The organism is Pseudonocardia lutea, from assembly GCF_042658055.1.
In the GTDB taxonomy this organism is placed as follows: Bacteria; Actinomycetota; Actinomycetes; order Mycobacteriales; family Pseudonocardiaceae; genus Pseudonocardia; species Pseudonocardia lutea.
In genome coordinates, this window is record NZ_JBHSQK010000071.1 from 36,092 (window position 1) to 52,308 (window position 16,217).

General features: G+C 74.8%; 14 protein-coding genes, 1 pseudogene and 1 riboswitch. Of the genes and pseudogenes, 10 read left to right on the forward strand and 5 right to left on the reverse strand.

Features of this window, described 5'->3' with window-relative positions; genetic code table 11:
* Positions 1-23 precede the first annotated feature (23 nt).
* Complete coding sequence (locus tag ACFQH9_RS24610) at positions 24-1,592, reverse strand: MFS transporter (protein ID WP_379569421.1); 1,569 nt, start codon at positions 1,590-1,592, stop codon at positions 24-26.
* Between the two features lie 126 nt (positions 1,593-1,718).
* Here ACFQH9_RS24610 and ACFQH9_RS24615 point away from each other — a divergent pair, with 126 nt between their 5' ends.
* The 8 genes from ACFQH9_RS24615 (at position 1,719) to ACFQH9_RS24650 (ending at position 11,042) form a co-directional block, all read left to right on the forward strand.
* Positions 1,719-2,234, forward strand: a complete 516-nt coding sequence (locus ACFQH9_RS24615; protein WP_379569423.1) for a hypothetical protein — start codon at positions 1,719-1,721, stop codon at positions 2,232-2,234.
* Between the two features lie 164 nt (positions 2,235-2,398).
* A riboswitch (SAM riboswitch) is annotated at positions 2,399-2,492 on the forward strand.
* A gap of 120 nt (positions 2,493-2,612) precedes the next feature.
* On the forward strand, positions 2,613-3,809 hold the full coding sequence (locus ACFQH9_RS24620) for an LLM class flavin-dependent oxidoreductase (protein ID WP_379569425.1): 1,197 nt from the start codon (positions 2,613-2,615) through the stop codon (positions 3,807-3,809).
* Entirely contained in the window at positions 3,806-5,221 is a 1,416-nt protein-coding gene (locus ACFQH9_RS24625; RefSeq protein ID WP_379569427.1) for an NtaA/DmoA family FMN-dependent monooxygenase, read from the forward strand. The genes ACFQH9_RS24620 and ACFQH9_RS24625 overlap by 4 nt, the downstream gene beginning before the upstream one ends.
* A gap of 67 nt (positions 5,222-5,288) precedes the next feature.
* The gene (locus ACFQH9_RS24630; RefSeq protein WP_379569429.1) at positions 5,289-6,908 is read left to right on the forward strand and encodes an ABC transporter substrate-binding protein; all 1,620 of its coding nucleotides are present in this window, start codon (positions 5,289-5,291) and stop codon (positions 6,906-6,908) included.
* Positions 6,909-7,877: an ABC transporter permease gene (locus ACFQH9_RS24635; RefSeq protein WP_379569431.1), complete on the forward strand. Its 969-nt coding sequence runs from the start codon at positions 6,909-6,911 to the stop codon at positions 7,875-7,877.
* On the forward strand, positions 7,874-8,797 hold the full coding sequence (locus ACFQH9_RS24640) for an ABC transporter permease (RefSeq protein ID WP_379569433.1): 924 nt from the start codon (positions 7,874-7,876) through the stop codon (positions 8,795-8,797). Before ACFQH9_RS24635 ends, ACFQH9_RS24640 begins: the two co-directional genes overlap by 4 nt.
* Positions 8,794-10,440 carry a dipeptide ABC transporter ATP-binding protein gene (locus ACFQH9_RS24645; protein ID WP_379569435.1) on the forward strand — a complete coding sequence of 549 codons (1,647 nt, stop codon included), beginning with the start codon at positions 8,794-8,796 and terminating at the stop codon, positions 10,438-10,440. Before ACFQH9_RS24640 ends, ACFQH9_RS24645 begins: the two co-directional genes overlap by 4 nt.
* Positions 10,441-10,655: 215 nt before the next feature.
* Positions 10,656-11,042, forward strand: a complete 387-nt coding sequence (locus tag ACFQH9_RS24650) for an STAS domain-containing protein (RefSeq protein WP_379569437.1) — start codon at positions 10,656-10,658, stop codon at positions 11,040-11,042.
* Positions 11,043-11,054: 12 nt separating this feature from the next.
* On the opposite strand, the gene ACFQH9_RS24655 is transcribed toward ACFQH9_RS24650, so the two are convergent.
* Entirely contained in the window at positions 11,055-12,224 is a 1,170-nt protein-coding gene (locus ACFQH9_RS24655) for a luciferase domain-containing protein (protein WP_379569439.1), read from the reverse strand.
* A gap of 95 nt (positions 12,225-12,319) precedes the next feature.
* Positions 12,320-12,979 carry a helix-turn-helix domain-containing protein gene (locus tag ACFQH9_RS24660; protein WP_379569441.1) on the reverse strand — a complete coding sequence of 220 codons (660 nt, stop codon included), beginning with the start codon at positions 12,977-12,979 and terminating at the stop codon, positions 12,320-12,322.
* Between the two features lie 194 nt (positions 12,980-13,173).
* On the opposite strand from ACFQH9_RS24660, the gene ACFQH9_RS24665 reads away from it, so the two are divergent.
* Positions 13,174-13,929: an SDR family NAD(P)-dependent oxidoreductase gene (locus ACFQH9_RS24665; RefSeq protein ID WP_379569443.1), complete on the forward strand. Its 756-nt coding sequence runs from the start codon at positions 13,174-13,176 to the stop codon at positions 13,927-13,929.
* Positions 13,930-13,972: 43 nt separating this feature from the next.
* Complete coding sequence (locus tag ACFQH9_RS24670; RefSeq protein WP_379569445.1) at positions 13,973-14,611, forward strand: luciferase domain-containing protein; 639 nt, start codon at positions 13,973-13,975, stop codon at positions 14,609-14,611.
* Between the two features lie 165 nt (positions 14,612-14,776).
* On the opposite strand, the gene ACFQH9_RS24675 is transcribed toward ACFQH9_RS24670, so the two are convergent.
* Both ACFQH9_RS24675 and ACFQH9_RS24680 read right to left on the reverse strand, forming a co-directional pair.
* Positions 14,777-15,235, reverse strand: a complete 459-nt coding sequence (locus tag ACFQH9_RS24675; RefSeq protein ID WP_379569447.1) for a DUF1707 SHOCT-like domain-containing protein — start codon at positions 15,233-15,235, stop codon at positions 14,777-14,779.
* Between the two features lie 69 nt (positions 15,236-15,304).
* Positions 15,305-16,217: pseudogene (locus ACFQH9_RS24680) on the reverse strand (glycogen debranching enzyme); the annotation flags it as partial.

The window sequence follows — 16,217 nt, forward strand, 5'->3', positions numbered from 1 at the left end:
CCGCCGGCGCCGCGCGGCGATGCTCACGGGGCGGAGGTCTCGCTCTCGGTCGCCGCGACCGCGGGCTGTCCCGGCTTGCGGACCAGGACGGCCGTGGCCACCAGCCCGATCAGGGCGAGGACGGTGGTGACGAGGAACGTGACGGAGTAGCCGAAGTCGGACGCGACCCGGGCGGAGCCGAGGTACCGGGCGACCCGGGGGTCGAAGGTGTCGGGATGCAGTCCGAACTGCTCGGCGGCGTTCAGCGCGTCGCGCAGCAGGGGGCCGGTCTGGTCGTCGAGCGGCGGGAGGTCCCGGTCCGCGACGTCGGCGTGCAGCCGCGAGAGGTAGACGCCGTGGAACACGGCGTAGAGCAGGGCGATGCCGATCGCGCCGCCGCCCTGTTCCGCGGTGGCCGACACGCCCGACGCCTGGCCGTGGTCCCGTTCCGGGACCGTGTCGATGCTGACGGGGTCGTTGACGGTGAGGACGATCGCGAGGCCGACGCCGTAGACCAGCAGGCCCGGCAGCAACCAGGGGTAGCCGCGCGCCCCGGCGCCCAGTGCCAGCAGGACGCCGGCGAGGGCGAGGCAACCGAACCCGACGACGAGGGGCGGCCGCCCGCCGGACCGGTCGTACCAGCGCCCGACCAGGGGGGCGAGGACCACCATGGGCACGGTGGTGGGGATCAGGGCCAGGCCCGCGACCGCGGGGTCCATCCCGAGATTGAGGATGAGCAGCAACGGGAAGATCAGCCCGAGGCCCATCTCGGCCATGCCGGCCAGGCCCTGGCTGATCGTGGCGCCGAGGTAGTTGCGGCTCCGGCGCAGCAGGGCGAAGTTCATCAGCGGGTCGTGGGCCCGCCGTTCGCGCAGCACGAACGCGGTGAACGCCACGACGCAGACGACCAGCGAGACGATCACCCCCGGCGAGCTCCAGCCCCACGCCGTGGTCTGCCCGAGCCCGAACACCAGGGCAACCAGCCCGACGCCGGCCGTGACCGCGCCGCTGAGATCGATGTGGGGGCGACCCGTCGACCGCGCGTCGGCGGGCACGGCGCGCACCGTGCAGACCAGCGTGACCACGAGGAGCGGAACGTTGATCAGGAGCACCGCACGCCAGCTGAGGGTCGAGGTCAGCACGCCGCCGATGGTGGGTCCCAGCGCACCGGCCACGGCGGCGATCCCGCCCATCGTGCCGAGGGCCCGGCCGGCCGCGTCGCGGGAGAAGGCCGAGCTGACGATGGCCACCGTCGTGGGCAGCATCAGCGCGCCCCCGGCGCCCTGCAGGATCCGGGCGGCGAGCAGCACCTCGAACGAGGGCGCCAGGCCGCCCAGCGCCGAGGCGCCCGCGAACAGGACCGATCCGGTCACGAAGACCTTGCGCCTGCCGAGCAGGTCGCCCAGCCGTCCCCCGAGGATCGTCAGGCCGGCCAGGGGCAGGAGGCTCGCGTTGAGCACCCACTGCACCGACTGCGAACCGACCCCGAGATCGTGGGCGATGTCGGGCAGGGCCAGCGGGACGGCGGTCTGGTCGATGAGGATCATCGCGTTGGCCAGCGTCATCGCGACCAGGACCAGCGTTCCTCGTCCGGACGTGCCGTCCTTCGCCATCCGCGCATCCCAACAGCTCCCCGGGCGTCGGGACAAGGGCACTTCCGACCGTCGTCACCGCCCGGTCGTCCAGTCGGAAACCCCCTCTCGTGGGTGAGCGACGGGCCGATGGGCCATTCTCGGCGCATGTCATCTGCCTCGGAGCCGCAGGCGACGGTGCCGGCCGTCCCGACACCGTCCGACGTCCGCGCGGCCTACCGCGAGGGGCTCGGGCCACGGGAACGGGCGGTCCTGTGGTCCTGGACGGGCTTCACCGCGACCTTCGCGGGGGTCCGTGGCATCACCCACAGCATCCGGCGTGGCGGCGGCCCGTTCCGGAACGTGTCGGTCGGGGGTGCACACCTGCACCACTACCTCTGGGGGATCGGCCTGCTGGCGGGGGTGGGCGCGGTCGCGGTGCGCGGCACCGACAGGACCCGGCGCCATCCCCTGGTCGCGCTGGCCTACGGCAGTGGCCTGGCGCTGATCGTCGACGAGTTCGCCCTGCTGCTGGACCTGAAGGACGTCTACTGGGAGCGCGAGGGGCGGATCTCGGTCGACCTGGGCGTCGGGCTCGTGGCGGCCGGGGGAACCTCGTTCAGCGCGTTGCCGATGCTGCGGCGGCTGCGCGCCGACCGCCGGCGAGGCGGCCGCCGACGGTGAATCGTCCGGACCTCGGCAGGCTGTCCGGCCGCGGTGTTCTCCCTGATGGACGGTGGCCCCGTCCTGTCCGGACAATCCCACGCGGCCTCGATCACACTCCTCACCCGGAGGATTGACGGGAGCGCCCTCCGGATCCGTAGAGTGAAGCCCGGCCCCACGGGGCCACACCATCCAGAGCGGCCGAGAGACCTGGCTCGACGACGCCGCAGCAACCCCCCGCTCGACGGGTGCGGGTGCTAAGGCCGGGAGCGATGGAGGAGTCATGTTTCTCGGGGTGCGGCGGCGCCACGTGGATCTCCTGCGCACGGCCAGCGCCGGCTGTCGGGGCTGACGAGGACCCGATCCCCGTTCCCCCTCCCGCAGGAGAGGTGTGCCCTCATGGCCCCCATCCACCTCGCCGTCGCGCTCGACGGCGCCGGCTGGCACCCCGCCGCCTGGCGCGAGCCCGGTGCCCGCCCCGATCTGCTCTTCACCGCCCGCTACTGGGCCGCCCTGGCCCGCGCCGCCGAGCGCGGCCTGCTCGACCTCGTCACGATCGAGGACGGCCTCGGCCTGCAGTCCGGTGATCACCTCGGCGCGTCCGACCGCCGCACCGACCAGGTCCGCGGGCGGCTCGACGCCGAGCTGGTCGCCGCGTTCGTCGCGCCGCTGACCCGCCACGTCGGGCTCGTCCCGACCGTCACCACCACGCACACCGAGCCCTTCCACGTCGCCTCGGCGATCTCCACGCTCGACCACGACAGCCGCGGCCGGGCCGGGTGGCGGGTGCAGACCTCGGCCCGCGCCGACGAGGCGCGGCACTTCGGCCGGCGCACCCTGCCGGAGATCCGCCGCGAGACGCTCGGCACCCCGGAGACCGCCGCCGCCGTCCAGGAGCTGTTCGACGAGGCGGCCGACGCCGTCGAGGTCGTGCGGCGGTTGTGGGACAGCTGGGAGGACGGCGCCGAGATCCGCGACGCCGCCACGAACCGGTTCCTCGACCGGGACAAGGTGCACACGATCGACTTCGCGGGGCGCTTCTTCTCGGTGCGCGGGCCGGCCATCGTGCCGCGACCGCCGCAGGGCCAGCCGCTGGTCGTCGCGCTCGCCCACGCCCGGGCCGCGTACGAGCTGGCCGCCCGCGCCGCGGACGTCGTGTTCACCACCCCGCAGGGCGCCGCCGACATCCCCGCGATCCTCGGCGAGATCCGCGCCGCACAGCACACGGTCGGGCGTACGCAGCCGGCGTTGCGCGTGCTCGCCGACCTCGTCGTGGTCCTCGACGCCGACGCGGACGCGGCGCACGCCCGCCTGCGCCGGCTGGAGGAGCGGAGCCCGCTGCGCTCCGACGCCGCAATGCTGGCCGGCACCCCGACCGCGCTCGCCGACCTGCTCGAGTCCTGGCGGGACGAAGGGGTCGACGGGTTCCGGCTGCGGCCGGCGGTCCTGCCCACCGACCTCGACGCGATCGTTGACGGGCTCGTACCGGAGCTGCAGGAGCGGGGCCTGTTCCGCACCGCCTACGAGCCCGGGACGCTGCGCGAGCGGTTCGGCCTGGAACGCCCGGCCAGCCGGTACGCGGGGGTGGCGGCGTGAGCGAGCGTGCGAGCGAACCATCGACGCCGCGCGGGAAGAGGCAGGTGATCCTCGGCGCCTACTTCCCGGGCGTCAACCACGACACCGTGTGGAGCGACCCGGCGTCGGGCAGCCACATCGACTTCGCGTCCTTCGAGCACTGGGCCCGCACCGCCGAGCGCGGCACGTTCGACCTGCTGTTCCTCGCCGAGGGGCTGCGGCTGCGCACCCGCGGCGGGCAGGTCTTCGACCAGGACGTCGTCGGACGGCCGGACACCTTCACGGTCCTGGCCTCGCTGGCCGCGGTGACCGAGCACATCGGGCTCACCGGCACGATCAACGCGACCTTCAACGAGCCCTACGAGCTGGCCCGCAGGTTCGCGACGCTGGACATCCTGTCCGGCGGGCGGGCCGCGTGGAACGTCGTGACCAGCTCCGACGCCGACACGGGGGAGAACTTCCGGCGCGGCGGGTTCCTGCAGCATTCGCAGCGGTACGAGCGCGCGGGGGAGACCCTCGACGCCGTCCGGGCGCTGTGGGACTCCTGGGGCTCCGACGCCGTCGTCGCCGACCCGGCGAGCGGGCGGTTCCTGCGTGACGGGCACGTGGGCGACTTCGCCTTCCGCGGCGCCCAGTTCGACATCGCCGGGCGCTTCAGCACCCCGCGCAGCCCGCAGGGCCATCCGGTGGTGCTGCAGGCGGGGGAGTCGCCGGCCGGCCGGGACTTCGCGGCCTCGCGCTCCGACGCGATCTTCTCCCGCTACCAGAAGTTCGACGAGGCCAGGGCCTTCTACGCCGACGTCAAGGCGCGGGTGGCGAAGTTCGGCCGGGCCCCCGACCAGGTCAAGATCCTGCCGTCGGCGTCGGTGATCCTGGGCGACACCGAGGCCGAGGCCCGCGACCGGCACCGGGACGTCCGCAGCCGGCAGGTCGACCCGTTCACCGCGATCGTGCTGGCCGAGATGGTGTGGAACCGCGACCTCTCGCAGGTCGACCCGGACGGCCCCGTCCCCGAGCTGGAGCCCACGCCCGAGGCGCCGAAGTGGATCCGCGGGCGCGCCCCGCTGACCCAGGACGCGCGCGCCACGGCCGAGGCCTGGCGCGCGCTCGGCCGGCGGCACGGCTGGTCGCTGCGCGAGGTCGTCACGCATGAGTTCGACAGGGCCGTGTTCGTCGGCACACCCGTGCAGGTCGCCGCCGAGATCGACCGGTACGTGCAGGACGACGCGGTCGACGGCTTCATCCTCGGCTCGTACGTCAGCCCCGCCGGCCTCGACGAGGTCGTGGAGAAGGTGGTCCCGCTGCTGCGCGACCGCGGCGTCCTGCGCGACCGCTACACCGGCTCCACGCTGCGCGAGAACCTCGGCCTGCGCCCACCCGCCGGCCTCGGCGAGCCGTCGGCCGACCGCACCACCGCCCGCACCGCCTCCTGAGCCCTCCGCTCCCACGCACCCCGGGCCTGCACGCCCGCCGGCCCGGGGCCCTCCCCGAAGGACTCCCATGACCGTCAGACCTCGCGGGCTGCTCCTGCCCGCACTGCTCTCCGCCGCCGCCGTCGTGCTGGCCGCGTGCGGCGACGCGAGCGGCCCCGCCTCCGGCGCCGACGCCGGCCCGCCGCAGGCCGGCGGCACGCTGCGCTTCGCCGTGTCCAGCGACCAGGGCTGCGTCGACCCGCAGCAGGTCGCCAGCAACGACACGATCTACTCACTGCGCCAGGTCGTCGACTCGCTCACCGACCAGGACCCCCGGACCGGGGAGCTCGAGCCCTGGCTCGCGACCTCCTGGCAGACCTCGCCCGACGCGAAGAGCTACACCTTCACCCTGCGCGACGGGGTGACCTTCTCCGACGGCACCCCGCTCGACGCGAACGCGGTCAAGGCCAACTTCGACCGGGTCCCGCAGATCGGCGCCCGCGGTACCCTCCCCAAGGGCTACCTCGCCGGCTACCAGGGCACGACCGTCACGAGCCCGACGCAGTTCACCGTGACCTTCAACCAGCCCAACGTGCAGTTCCTGCAGGGCACCTCGACCCACAGCCTGGGCATCCTGTCCCCGGCGACCGTCGCGAAGTCCGACGACGAGCGCTGCGCCTCGGTGATCGGCTCCGGCCCGTTCACCGTGGAGAACTACGTGAAGAACGCCTCGCTCACCCTGGCCAAGCGGCCCGGCTACAACTGGGGTTCGGCGCTCTTCGCCCACCAGGGCGAGGCCTACCTGGACACCGTCGAGTTCCGGATCGTGCCCGAGTCCGGTGTGCGGACCGGCAGCCTGCAGTCCGGCGAGGTCGACGCGATCGGCAGCATCGGCCAGCAGGACGAGGCGCCGCTGACCGGGGCCGGGGCGCAGCTGCTGGCCCGGCCCAACCCGGGCATCACGTTCGGCATCGGCTTCAACCTCGGCAAGCCGATCGTCTCCGACCCGGCCGTGCGGCAGGCCCTGTCGCTGGCGATCGACCGGCCGGAGGTCGTCGGGGCGGTCTACACCTCGCAGACCAGGCCCGCGACGAGCGTGCTGGCCTCCACCACACCGTCGTACGCGGACGAGTCGGCCGACCTCGGGTTCGACCTGGAGAAGGCGAGGTCCACGCTCGACGCGGCGGGCTGGGCCCCGGGCCCGGACGGCATCCGGGTCAAGGACGGGCAGCGGCTGAGCTTCCCGCTGTCCTTCGCCAACAACGCGGGCACCAACAGGCCGACCCTCGAGCTGATCCAGCAGCAGGCCAGGGCGGCCGGGATCGACCTGCAGGTCCAGGAGTTCCCGATCGCGCAGTTCCCGACGATCCAGTCCTCGGGCGACTTCGTCGCGATCTGGGGCAACCTGACCCGCGCCGACCCGGACATCCTGCGCAGCTCCTTCTCCACGGCCGGCGCGAACTACTACCGGGTGCCGCAGAGCCCGCTGGAGCCGCTGCTGCAGCAGCAGGCCGCCGAGCCGGACCCGGCGAAGCGCACGCAGATCGTCGCGCAGGCCCAGCAGGAGCTCCTCGCCCAGCGCTTCTACGTGCCGGTCGCCGAGCTCACGACGGTGCTCGCGGTCGCGCCGACCGTGCACGGCGTGTCCTTCGACGCCTCCTCCCGTATCCAGCTCCACGACGCCTGGAAGAACGACGGGGCGCAGTAGATGAGCGCACCCGGCACCCTGCCCCGCTACCTGCTCCGGCGCCTCGGGACCGCGGTCGCGGTCCTGTGGGCGGCCTACACGGTGAGCTTCGTCGTGCTCTACCTGCTGCCCGGTGACCCCGTCACCACCATGGCCGGCGGCGGGCTCGACGGCGAACCGCTGACCCCGGAGCAGATCGAGGCCCTCAAGGCGCGGTACGGCTTCGACAAGCCGCTGGTCGTGCAGTACGGCACCCGGCTGTGGGCGGCACTGCACGGCGACCTCGGTGCCTCGATCCAGAACGGGCAGGACGTCCGGGGGGCCATCCTCGAGGCGCTGCCGCCGACCGTGCAGATCGCGCTCGGCGGGCTGCTGGTGGCGGTCGTGCTCGGCGGCGGCCTCGCGATCGCCGCCACGTACACCTCGCAGCGCTGGCTGCGGCAGCTGCTGATGGCGCTGCCGTCGCTCGCGGTGTCGCTGCCGGTGTTCTGGGTGGGCCTGATGCTGGTGCAGGTCTTCGCGTTCGGCCTGCACTGGCTCCCGTCGGTCGGGGCGTCGGGCTTCTCGGCGCTCGTGCTGCCGTCGCTCACGCTCGGGTTGCCGATGGGGGCGCTGCTCGCGCAGGTGCTGGCCAAGAGCCTGACCACGGTGCTCGACGAGCCGTACGTCCAGACGGCACGGGCCAAGGGAGTCGGGCGGGCGGCGATCCACCTGCGGCACGCCCTGCAGAACGCGGCCATCCCGGCCCTGACGGTGCTCGGCTACGTCGCCGGGAACCTGCTGGCCGGCACCGTGGTCGTCGAGACGGTGTTCACCCGGCCCGGTCTCGGCCGGCTCACCGTGCAGGCGGTCGGCGTGCAGGACATCCCGCTGGTGCAGGGCATCGTGCTGTTCGCCTCGCTGGTCTTCGTCGGCGTGAACCTGCTGGTCGACCTGATCTACCCGGTCCTCGACCCGAGGATCGCCAAGGGGGTGCCCGCGACATCGTGACCGAGCTGCTGATCCGGGAGGGCCCTCCCGACTCGTCCGGCACCGCGCCCGGGTCGTCCGTCGCGCTGCCCACCCCGCCGACCCGGCGAGAGCGCCTGCAGCGCCTGCTGCGCTTCCTCGGGCACCGGCCCGGCCTCGTCGTCGCCTCCCTCGTGGTGCTTCTCGTGCTGGTGGCGGCGTTCGCGCCGGGTGTGCTGGCGCCGGGGGACCCGAACGTCGGCGTCGTCGCCGAGAAGCTGCGCCCGCCGAGCGGCGCGCACCTGTTCGGCACGGACTACCTGGGCCGGGACGTCTACACCCGGGTGGTGCACGGGGCCTCGCTGTCCCTGCAGGCCACCGTGATCGCGGTGGCGGTGGCGCTCGTCGTCGGCGGGCTGCTGGGGCTGCTCGCCGGGTTCGTCGGCCGCTGGGTCGACGAGGCGCTGATGCGGGTGGTCGACGTGCTGCTGTCGATCCCCGCGATCCTGTTGTCCCTGGCGCTGATCACCGCGCTGGGCTACGGCACGATCAAGGTGGCGATCGCGGTCGGCGTCGCCAGCGTGGCGAGCTTCGCCCGGGTCATGCGGGCGGAGACGATGCGGATCCGCCGGTCCACCTACGTCGAGGCCGCCCGCTCCGTCGGAACCCGCTGGTACGCGACGCTGCGGCGACACGTGCTGCCCAACGCCGCCGGTCCCGTGCTGGTGCTCGCGGTGCTCGAGTTCGGCCTGGCGATCCTGGCCGTGTCCTCGCTGTCCTTCCTCGGCTACGGCGCCCCGCCGCCGGCCCCCGAGTGGGGTTCGCTGATCGCCGAGGGCCGCAACTACCTGGCCACCTCGTGGTGGCTCTGCGCCATGCCGGGCCTGACGATCGCCGCGACCGTGCTGTCGGTGAACCGGATCTCCCGGGCGCTCGACGGGGAATGGAGCCGGGCCCGATGAGCGGTAGGAGCGGCACGATCCTGGCGGTCGAGGGCCTCGACGTCGGGTACCGGATCGCGGGTGGGCACCTCCACGCCGTCCGCGGGGCCTCGCTGACCGTCGGGGAGGGCGAGGTCGTCGCCGTCGTCGGCGAGTCCGGCTCCGGCAAGTCCACGCTGGCCCAGGCGGTGATCGGGCTGCTGCCGGGCAACGGCGCGATCGAGGGCGGTCGCATCCGGCTGGGCGCGCCCCCGGACGGGATCGAGCTGACCGGGCTCTCCGAGAAGGCCTTCCGTGGGGTCCGCGGCCGCCGGATCGGGCTGGTGCCGCAGGACCCGACGGTCTCGCTCAACCCGGTGCAGCGCATCGGCGTGCAGGTCGGCGAGGTGCTGCGGGTGCACGGGCTGGCCGACAAGCGCACGGCGCGGCTGCGGGCCGTCGAGCTGTTGGCCCGGGCCGGGCTGCCCGACCCCGAGGTGCGCGCGGGGCAGTATCCCCACGAGCTCTCCGGCGGCATGCGGCAGCGCGTGCTGATCGCCATCGCGATCGCCGCCCGCCCCGGGCTGATCATCGCCGACGAGCCGACCAGCGCCCTGGACGCGACGGTGCAGCGGCGGATCCTCGACCACCTCGACGCGCTACGCGCCGAGACCGGCACCGCGATGCTGCTGATCACGCACGACCTCGGGGTGGCGGCGGACCGGGCCGACCGGGTCGTCGTGATGTCCGGCGGGCGGATCGTGGAGGAGGGCCCGGTCGAGCGGATCCTCGCCGGCCCGGCCGATCCGTACACCCGCGCGCTGGTGGCCGCCGCGCCCGGCCTCTCCGCACCGCGCGCACCGCGGACGCCGCCGCCGTCCGACACGCGCCCGATCGTCGAGGTCCGCGGGCTGACCAAGGACTTCCCGCTGCCCCGCGTGCAGGGCCGGCGCGGGGTGCTCCGCGCGGTCGACGACGTCTCCTTCGATCTCGTCCGCGGCGAGACGCTCGCGCTGGTGGGGGAGTCCGGCTCGGGCAAGTCGACGACCGCCCGGCTGGTGCTGCGGCTGGCGGACCCGACCGCCGGCGAGATCCGGTTCGACGGCGCCGACGTCACCCGGGTCACGGGCCGCCACTGGCGGGAGCTGCGCCGGCGCGCCCAGCTCGTCTACCAGAACCCGTACGCCTCGCTCGACCCGCGGTTCTCCGTCGAGGAGGTCGTCACCGAACCGCTGCGGGCGTTCGGCGTGGGCAGCCCCGCGGAGCGGCGCACCCGGGCGGCCGAGCTGGTCGGGCGCGTGGCCCTGCCGGCGGCGGTGCTCGCCCGCAGGCCCGCCGAGCTCTCCGGGGGCCAGCGGCAGCGGATCGCCATCGCGCGGGCGCTCGCCCTGTCCCCGGACCTCGTCGTGTGCGACGAGCCGGTGTCGGCCCTGGACGTCTCGGTGCAGGCGCAGGTCCTGGCGCTGCTGGAGGAGCTGCAGACCGACCAGGGGCTGGCGTACCTGTTCATCTCGCACGATCTCGCCGTCGTCCGGCGGATCGCGCACCGCGTGGGCGTGATGCGGGAGGGCCGGCTACTGGAGATGCGGCCGACGGAGGAGCTGTTCACCGATCCGCGCGAGGACTACACCCGCGAGCTGCTCGGCGCGATCGCCGGCCGCCGGCGCGCCACCGAGGCCGCCTGAGCCCCGCCCGCCACAGGGCCGCGCAGGAACGCCGCCCCGCAGCGCCGGCGCAGCGGGCGCCAGGACCGGGTTGCCGGTGGGCGTCCGGTGCGGTTCCCACCAGGTGGGCCGGTGGGCCGAGGCGCGCTCCGTGATCGCGCGGCGGCCCCGCAGGCGGTACGGTCCAACCAGGGTGAAGCAGGCCGCCCGTCCGCCGACGGAAGGAGAGGCGGCCGATGACGCTCGCCCATCCCGCTCCCATGGCCATCGACGTGCCCGAGCCGGGCGTCTACACCATCCGCCTCCGCGGTCACCTCGACCGGCTCACCGGGGCGCGCCTGCTCCGGCTGATCGACGCGCGGCTGCAGCTGGCCCGCCACGGGCACGCGACCACCCGGCACGTCCTGATCGACCTCGCGGAGGTCGACGCGATCGGTCCGGGCGCCCTCGCGGCGCTCTCCCACGCCCAGCACGCCGCCGACCGCTGCGGCGCCACCCTGGACCTCGTCGGGTCGGCGCTGCTCGCCGGGCGGCTGGGCACGGCGGACCGGCAGGCGCTGGCGCCGTTCCGCGCGTTCCCGACGGTGGCCGCGGCCCTCGCGGGTCTGGAGGCGGAAGGCTGATCCCGGCAGCGCTCAGGCGCGCGGGGTCCGCGCGCTCGCCGCGCGGTGCGCGGCGGTGACCAGCGCGGCGACGATCTCCACCTCGGCCTCGTCGCGCGGGGCCGGGACGAGCACCAGCCCCGCCGGAAGCCGGACGCCGGCGAGCGGGTGGGCGAGCGCCCAGCCCTTGCCGAGGGCGTCGTAGGCCAGGGCGTCGGGCAGGACGAGGTGCAGGCTGCCGTCGGGGTGCAGGTGGGCGAGCTCGCCCTCGGCCGCGTGCACCAGGGCGGCGGGATCGCCCGGGACATCCGCGTCCAGGACCAGCGAGCGGGTGCCCGCCGGGCCGATCGCGGCGGGTCGCTCCCGGCCGAGGCCGCGGATCCGCGCCCACACCGCGTCCTGCAGGGTGCCGGGCGGCCCGACCGGCAGCTGGGGCAGGTCGGGCGTGGGGTCGGGCGGTGTCCCGGCCCGCTCGGGCAGCCGACCCAGCCCGGGCCAGGCGGGTTCGTCGCCGTCGGGCAGGGGGTTCTCGCCGTGGGCGCGCAGGAAGTCGAGCCGGTCGCCCAGCCAGCTCCCGGCCGCCGCGACCACCGAACCCGCCAGCGTCCCGCCGTCCGGCGTGCGCGCGACCCGGACCGGGGCACCCGACCACCGGCGCAGCCAGTCCCACGTCCGCTCGAGCAGGGCCGTCGGCGTGCGGGGATCGGCGTCCGCGTGCGCGAGGAACACCGGCATGCCGCGCAACGCCCCCGGCGCCGGCTCCGCCCCGAGGGATCCGGCGTCGAGCGGGAGGGCGCCGTGCAGCAGGACCGCGCCGGAGAACCGCTCCGGCGCCCGCAGCATCAGGTACCCGGCCAGCGCGACGCCGCTGCGGAAGGCCAGCAGCAGCACGGACCGGTCGGGATGGCCCTCGGTGTCCAGCCAGCGCAGCACCCAGTCCCCGGCCTCGGCCAGCCCCGCGGGATCCGGGCGCCCGTCGGTCTCGGCGAACCACGCGTACCCGCGCTCGACGGTCAGCGGCGCCCGGACGGCCACGTACGCGACCGGGCCGTGCGGCAGCCACGGCGAGATCTCGATCATGGAGTGCTCGCTGGTGCCGTTGCCGTGCAGCACCACGACCAGCGGTGCGGCCGGGTGCGGCGACCCCCACCGCGCGACCATCGGCTCGTCGCCGGGACCGGTGGAGCGCGCGCCGACCGTCATCCGGCGACCGTAGGGCGGGAGACGGGCCGGGCCCGTCTCACTTCGACGCACCGACTGGGCCGGCCCACGACGGTCCCGCCGCCGGGGCCGCGGGGTCAGCCCTCCCGCAGGTCCCCGTACGCCACCACGGACAGGAACCGGATCGGCAGGGCGACCAGCTCGCGCGGGCCGTGCACCCCCTCCCCGTCGAGCTGCAGGGCGTCGCCGGGGCGCAGTGTGTAGCTGGACTCGCCGTGCCCGTAGACCATCTCGCCCTCGAGCATGTAGAGCAGCTCGGTGCCGGGGTGCTGGAAGAGCGGGAACTCCTCGCTGCGCTCGGTGAGCGTGACGAGGTGGGCCTCCATCCGCTTGTGCGGCCCGCGCAGCGCGCCCAGCAGCGTGTAGTCGTGCCCCACCCGGGTGCCGCGGGCGACGATCCGGGCGCCGGACCCGGCCGCGGTGAACACGGCCTCGCGGGGGGTGTCGGCGCCGCGGAAGAGCGAGGTCACCGGGACGTCGAGGGCGTCGGCCAGCCGGGCGAGCGTGGTCAGGCTGCACGAGGTCTGCGCGTTCTCGATCTTGGACAGCATCGGCTTCGAGATGCCGGTGCGCACGGCCATGTCCGCCAGGGTCAGCCCCCCGGCCTGCCGCAGCCGCCGGACCTGGACCGCGATCGCCCGCTCCAGCCGGCCCTCCTGCGGCGCGGGCCCGGTCACCTCGCGGGCCGCCGGCCCGTGCTGCGGTACCTGCGGCACCTGCTCGCTCGCACCCTCCACGGGCCGAGGCTAGCCCAGGGGCCGACCGCCTCCGGCCGCACCGCGCGCCGCGGACCACCCTGCCCCACCGCGGGCCCCGGCGGCTCGACCCCCTTTCGCCGCACCCGTTCCGCCGAGGGCCGGCGGGATGGCACGATCGGGTCGTCCTGAACGATCGATCAGGACGGGTGCGTGAACGACGGACGGGAGCGGGCGTGATCGACCTGACGGGCCTCAACGCGGTGGTCACCGGCGGCAACGGCGGTATCGGGCTGGGCATGGCGACCGGCATGGCGAAGGCCGGCGCGAACATCGCGATCTGGGCGCGGAACGAGGCGAAGAGCGCGGAGGCGGTCGCCGGGCTCGAGAAGCTGGGCGTGCGTGCCCTGGCCCTGGCCTGCGACGTCGCCGACGAGGCCCAGGTGGCCGAGGCCATGGAGCGCACGGTCGCGGAGCTCGGCCCGCTGGGCTGCCTGGTCGCGAACTCCGGGACCTCGGGCCGGCACACCGTCGTCGAGAGCTCCCTCGAGGACTGGCGGCGGATCATGCGCGTCAACCTCGACGGCGCGTTCCTGACCTGCCGGGAGGCCGCCCGCCGGTTCGTCGACCAGGGCACGGGCGGCTCGATCGTCGTCGTCAGCTCGATGATCGCGGCCTTCGGCGGCGTCGGGCAGTCCGCCTACGCCGCGAGCAAGACGGGGCTGCTCGGGCTGAGCCGCACGCTCGCCGTCGAGCTGGCCCGGCACCGGGTGCGGGTGAACGCGCTGATCCCGGGGTGGACGGTGACCGGGCTGAGCTCGGGCGGCTACGCCGACGACCGCTTCCGCACCGCGACCACGCAGCGCACCCCGGTGCGGCGGTGGGCGGACCCGGCCGAGTTCGAGGAGGTCGGCGCGTACCTCGCGGACCCGTCGTTGACCTTCCACACCGGCGACGAGGTCCGGATCGACGGCGGCTACACGATCTTCTGAGCGGAGCCGGCATCGGTACCGGCGCTCTGGGACCCTGGGCCGGGTGAGCACGACGAGACGGAGCGGCGTCGCCGGGGTCGTGGTCGGCGCGGCGGCGGCCGGGATCGGCTGGGCCGCGCGCGACTACCGGCGGTGGAAGGCCCTGGGCCCGGGCGGTGTGCCGGCGAACCCGGTCGGATGGCTGGCGGTCAGCGGGATGCGGCTGCGCGCCCGCGAACCCTACGCGTGGCGGCAGGCGGGCAGCGGGGACGTCGACCGCGCGCTGCTCACCCTGCCCTCGCGGGCGGGGGAGCGGCCGGAGGTCGGCCCGTACCCGGTCCCGCACCGGGTCCTGACCCAGCACGCGGACCAGGCACGGGTCGCCGCCCTGCAGGACGTGGTCGAGGAGCTCGCCGCGCGCGAGGGCCTGGAGATGCGGACGAGCGGGTGGGAGAAGCACCACCCGGCGTTGTGGCACGTGGGCGGCCCGGAGATCGGGCACGTCCGCCCGGCGGACGGCTCGATGCACGTCGCGCTGTCCCCGCTCGACGCCCGGGTGGTCGTCGCCCGCCGCTGGGGCGAGTTCCACCCGCTGGCCGGCGTGATGCTCGGCCTGCCCGAGGGCTACGTGCTGCTCTACCCCCCGCGGAACGACGCGGAGATCGGGCACCTGCGGTCGATCCTCGAGGCCGCGGCCCGCTGACCTCCACGCGTCGACCCGCCCCCACCGAGCCGTTCCCAACCGCACGGGCTGCGGCGCGGCGCCCACCCCCCGGTCGGGCGCCGCGCCCGTGCTCGGTCCCCGCCCGGCCCCGCTCGGTGCCGGGGCCGGCCCGGTCGGCTCGGTGCCGGGGCCGGCCCGGTCGGCTCAGTGCCGGGCCCCGCAGGGCCGACGCCCCCCGAGCGAGCCCAGGAGCAGGACCGCGCCCCACGGGCCGGCGACCCACACCGGCCAGAAGGGCAGCGGGTGCCCGGCGCCGACCGCGGTCGCGACCCACACGACCAGGCAGATCGCGTTCACGACCACCCACGGCACCCACATCCACACCGCCGGCGGCAGCGCGCGCGGGAGGCCCGGCGGCACCGGGGGGGCCGGCGGGACCGGCCGCCTCCGCCCCGCCGGCCGCACCTGCGCCGGCAGGTCCGCGAACACCGCGGCGAGCTCGGCGCGGGTGCGGGCCGCGTAGACCCGCCCGACCCGCTCCTCGTACTCGGCGAGATCGAGCCTGCCCGCCCCCACCTGCTCGGCGAGCCGGGCCGCCCCGCGCTCCCGCTCGTCGTCGCCGATCCGCAGGTCCTGTCCGGTCGACGCGCTCTGCTGCGTCATCACACCACCCCCGTCCGAGGCACGAGTGTGCTCCGGACGGGTCTGACATGTCAAGTTCGACATGTCGATTCAGGAGGGCGGGACGGCGCACCTCAGCACGAGCATCGAACGGGGCGCCACCCGCAGCCGCGCCCCGGCCTTCTGGTTCCTCCGGCGGGTGTTCGCCAGCAGCGGGTCCGAGGTGTCGACGGCCGTCTCCCACACCCGGCCGTACTCCTCGCCGGGCAGCGTGAACTGGACCTGCTGGTGATGGGCGTTGATCAGCAGCAGGAAGGAGTCGTCCTCGATCCGCACGCCCAGGTGGTCGCGGTCCGGGATGCCCTGCCCGTTGAGGTAGATCGCCAGCGACCGGGTCTGGGAGGTGTGCCAGTCCTCGTCGGTCATGTAGTCGCCGTCGGGCCGAAGCCAGGCGATGTCCTCCATGCTCGACCCCTGGATGCGCCGGCCCTGGAAGAACCGCTGGCGGCGGAAGATCGGGTGCTTCGCGCGCAGTTCGGTGAGGCAGCCGACGAACTCGGTGAGCACGTCGTGCTCCCGGGCGCGGTCCCAGTCGACCCAGGACAGCTCGTTGTCCTGGCAGTAGACGTTGTTGTTGCCCTGCTGGGTGCGGCCCAGCTCGTCGCCGTGCGCGAGCATCGGCACGCCCTGGGAGAGCAGCAGCGTGGTGAGGATGTTGCGCTTCTGCCGCTCGCGCAGCGCGTGGATCTGCACGTCCTCGGTCGGGCCCTCCGCGCCGTGGTTCCACGAGCGGTTGTGGCTCTCCCCGTCCCGGTTGCCCTCGCCGTTGGCCTCGTTGTGCTTCTCGTTGTAGGAGACGAGGTCCTCGAGGGTGAAGCCGTCGTGGGCGGTCACGAAGTTGATCGACGCGATCGGCCGACGGTTGTCCGCCTCGTACAGGTCCGAGGAGCCGGTGAACCGGGCCGCGAACTCGCCGAGGCTGGCCGGCTCGCCGCGCCAGAAGTCCCGCACCGTGTCGCGGTAG

Bases quoted from the DNA above. Each gene is read 5' to 3' on its own strand.
- ACFQH9_RS24610 (WP_379569421.1), bottom strand. From the start codon at position 1,592: ATGGCGAAGGACGGCACGTCCGGACGAGGAACGCTGGTCCTGGTCGCG.
- ACFQH9_RS24615 (WP_379569423.1), top strand. From the start codon at position 1,719: ATGTCATCTGCCTCGGAGCCGCAGGCGACGGTGCCGGCCGTCCCGACA.
- ACFQH9_RS24620 (WP_379569425.1), top strand. From the start codon at position 2,613: ATGGCCCCCATCCACCTCGCCGTCGCGCTCGACGGCGCCGGCTGGCAC.
- ACFQH9_RS24630 (WP_379569429.1), top strand. From the start codon at position 5,289: ATGACCGTCAGACCTCGCGGGCTGCTCCTGCCCGCACTGCTCTCCGCC.
- ACFQH9_RS24635 (WP_379569431.1), top strand. From the start codon at position 6,909: ATGAGCGCACCCGGCACCCTGCCCCGCTACCTGCTCCGGCGCCTCGGG.
- ACFQH9_RS24645 (WP_379569435.1), top strand. From the start codon at position 8,794: ATGAGCGGTAGGAGCGGCACGATCCTGGCGGTCGAGGGCCTCGACGTC.
- ACFQH9_RS24650 (WP_379569437.1), top strand. From the start codon at position 10,656: ATGACGCTCGCCCATCCCGCTCCCATGGCCATCGACGTGCCCGAGCCG.
- ACFQH9_RS24655 (WP_379569439.1), bottom strand. From the start codon at position 12,224: ATGACGGTCGGCGCGCGCTCCACCGGTCCCGGCGACGAGCCGATGGTC.
- ACFQH9_RS24675 (WP_379569447.1), bottom strand. From the start codon at position 15,235: ATGACGCAGCAGAGCGCGTCGACCGGACAGGACCTGCGGATCGGCGAC.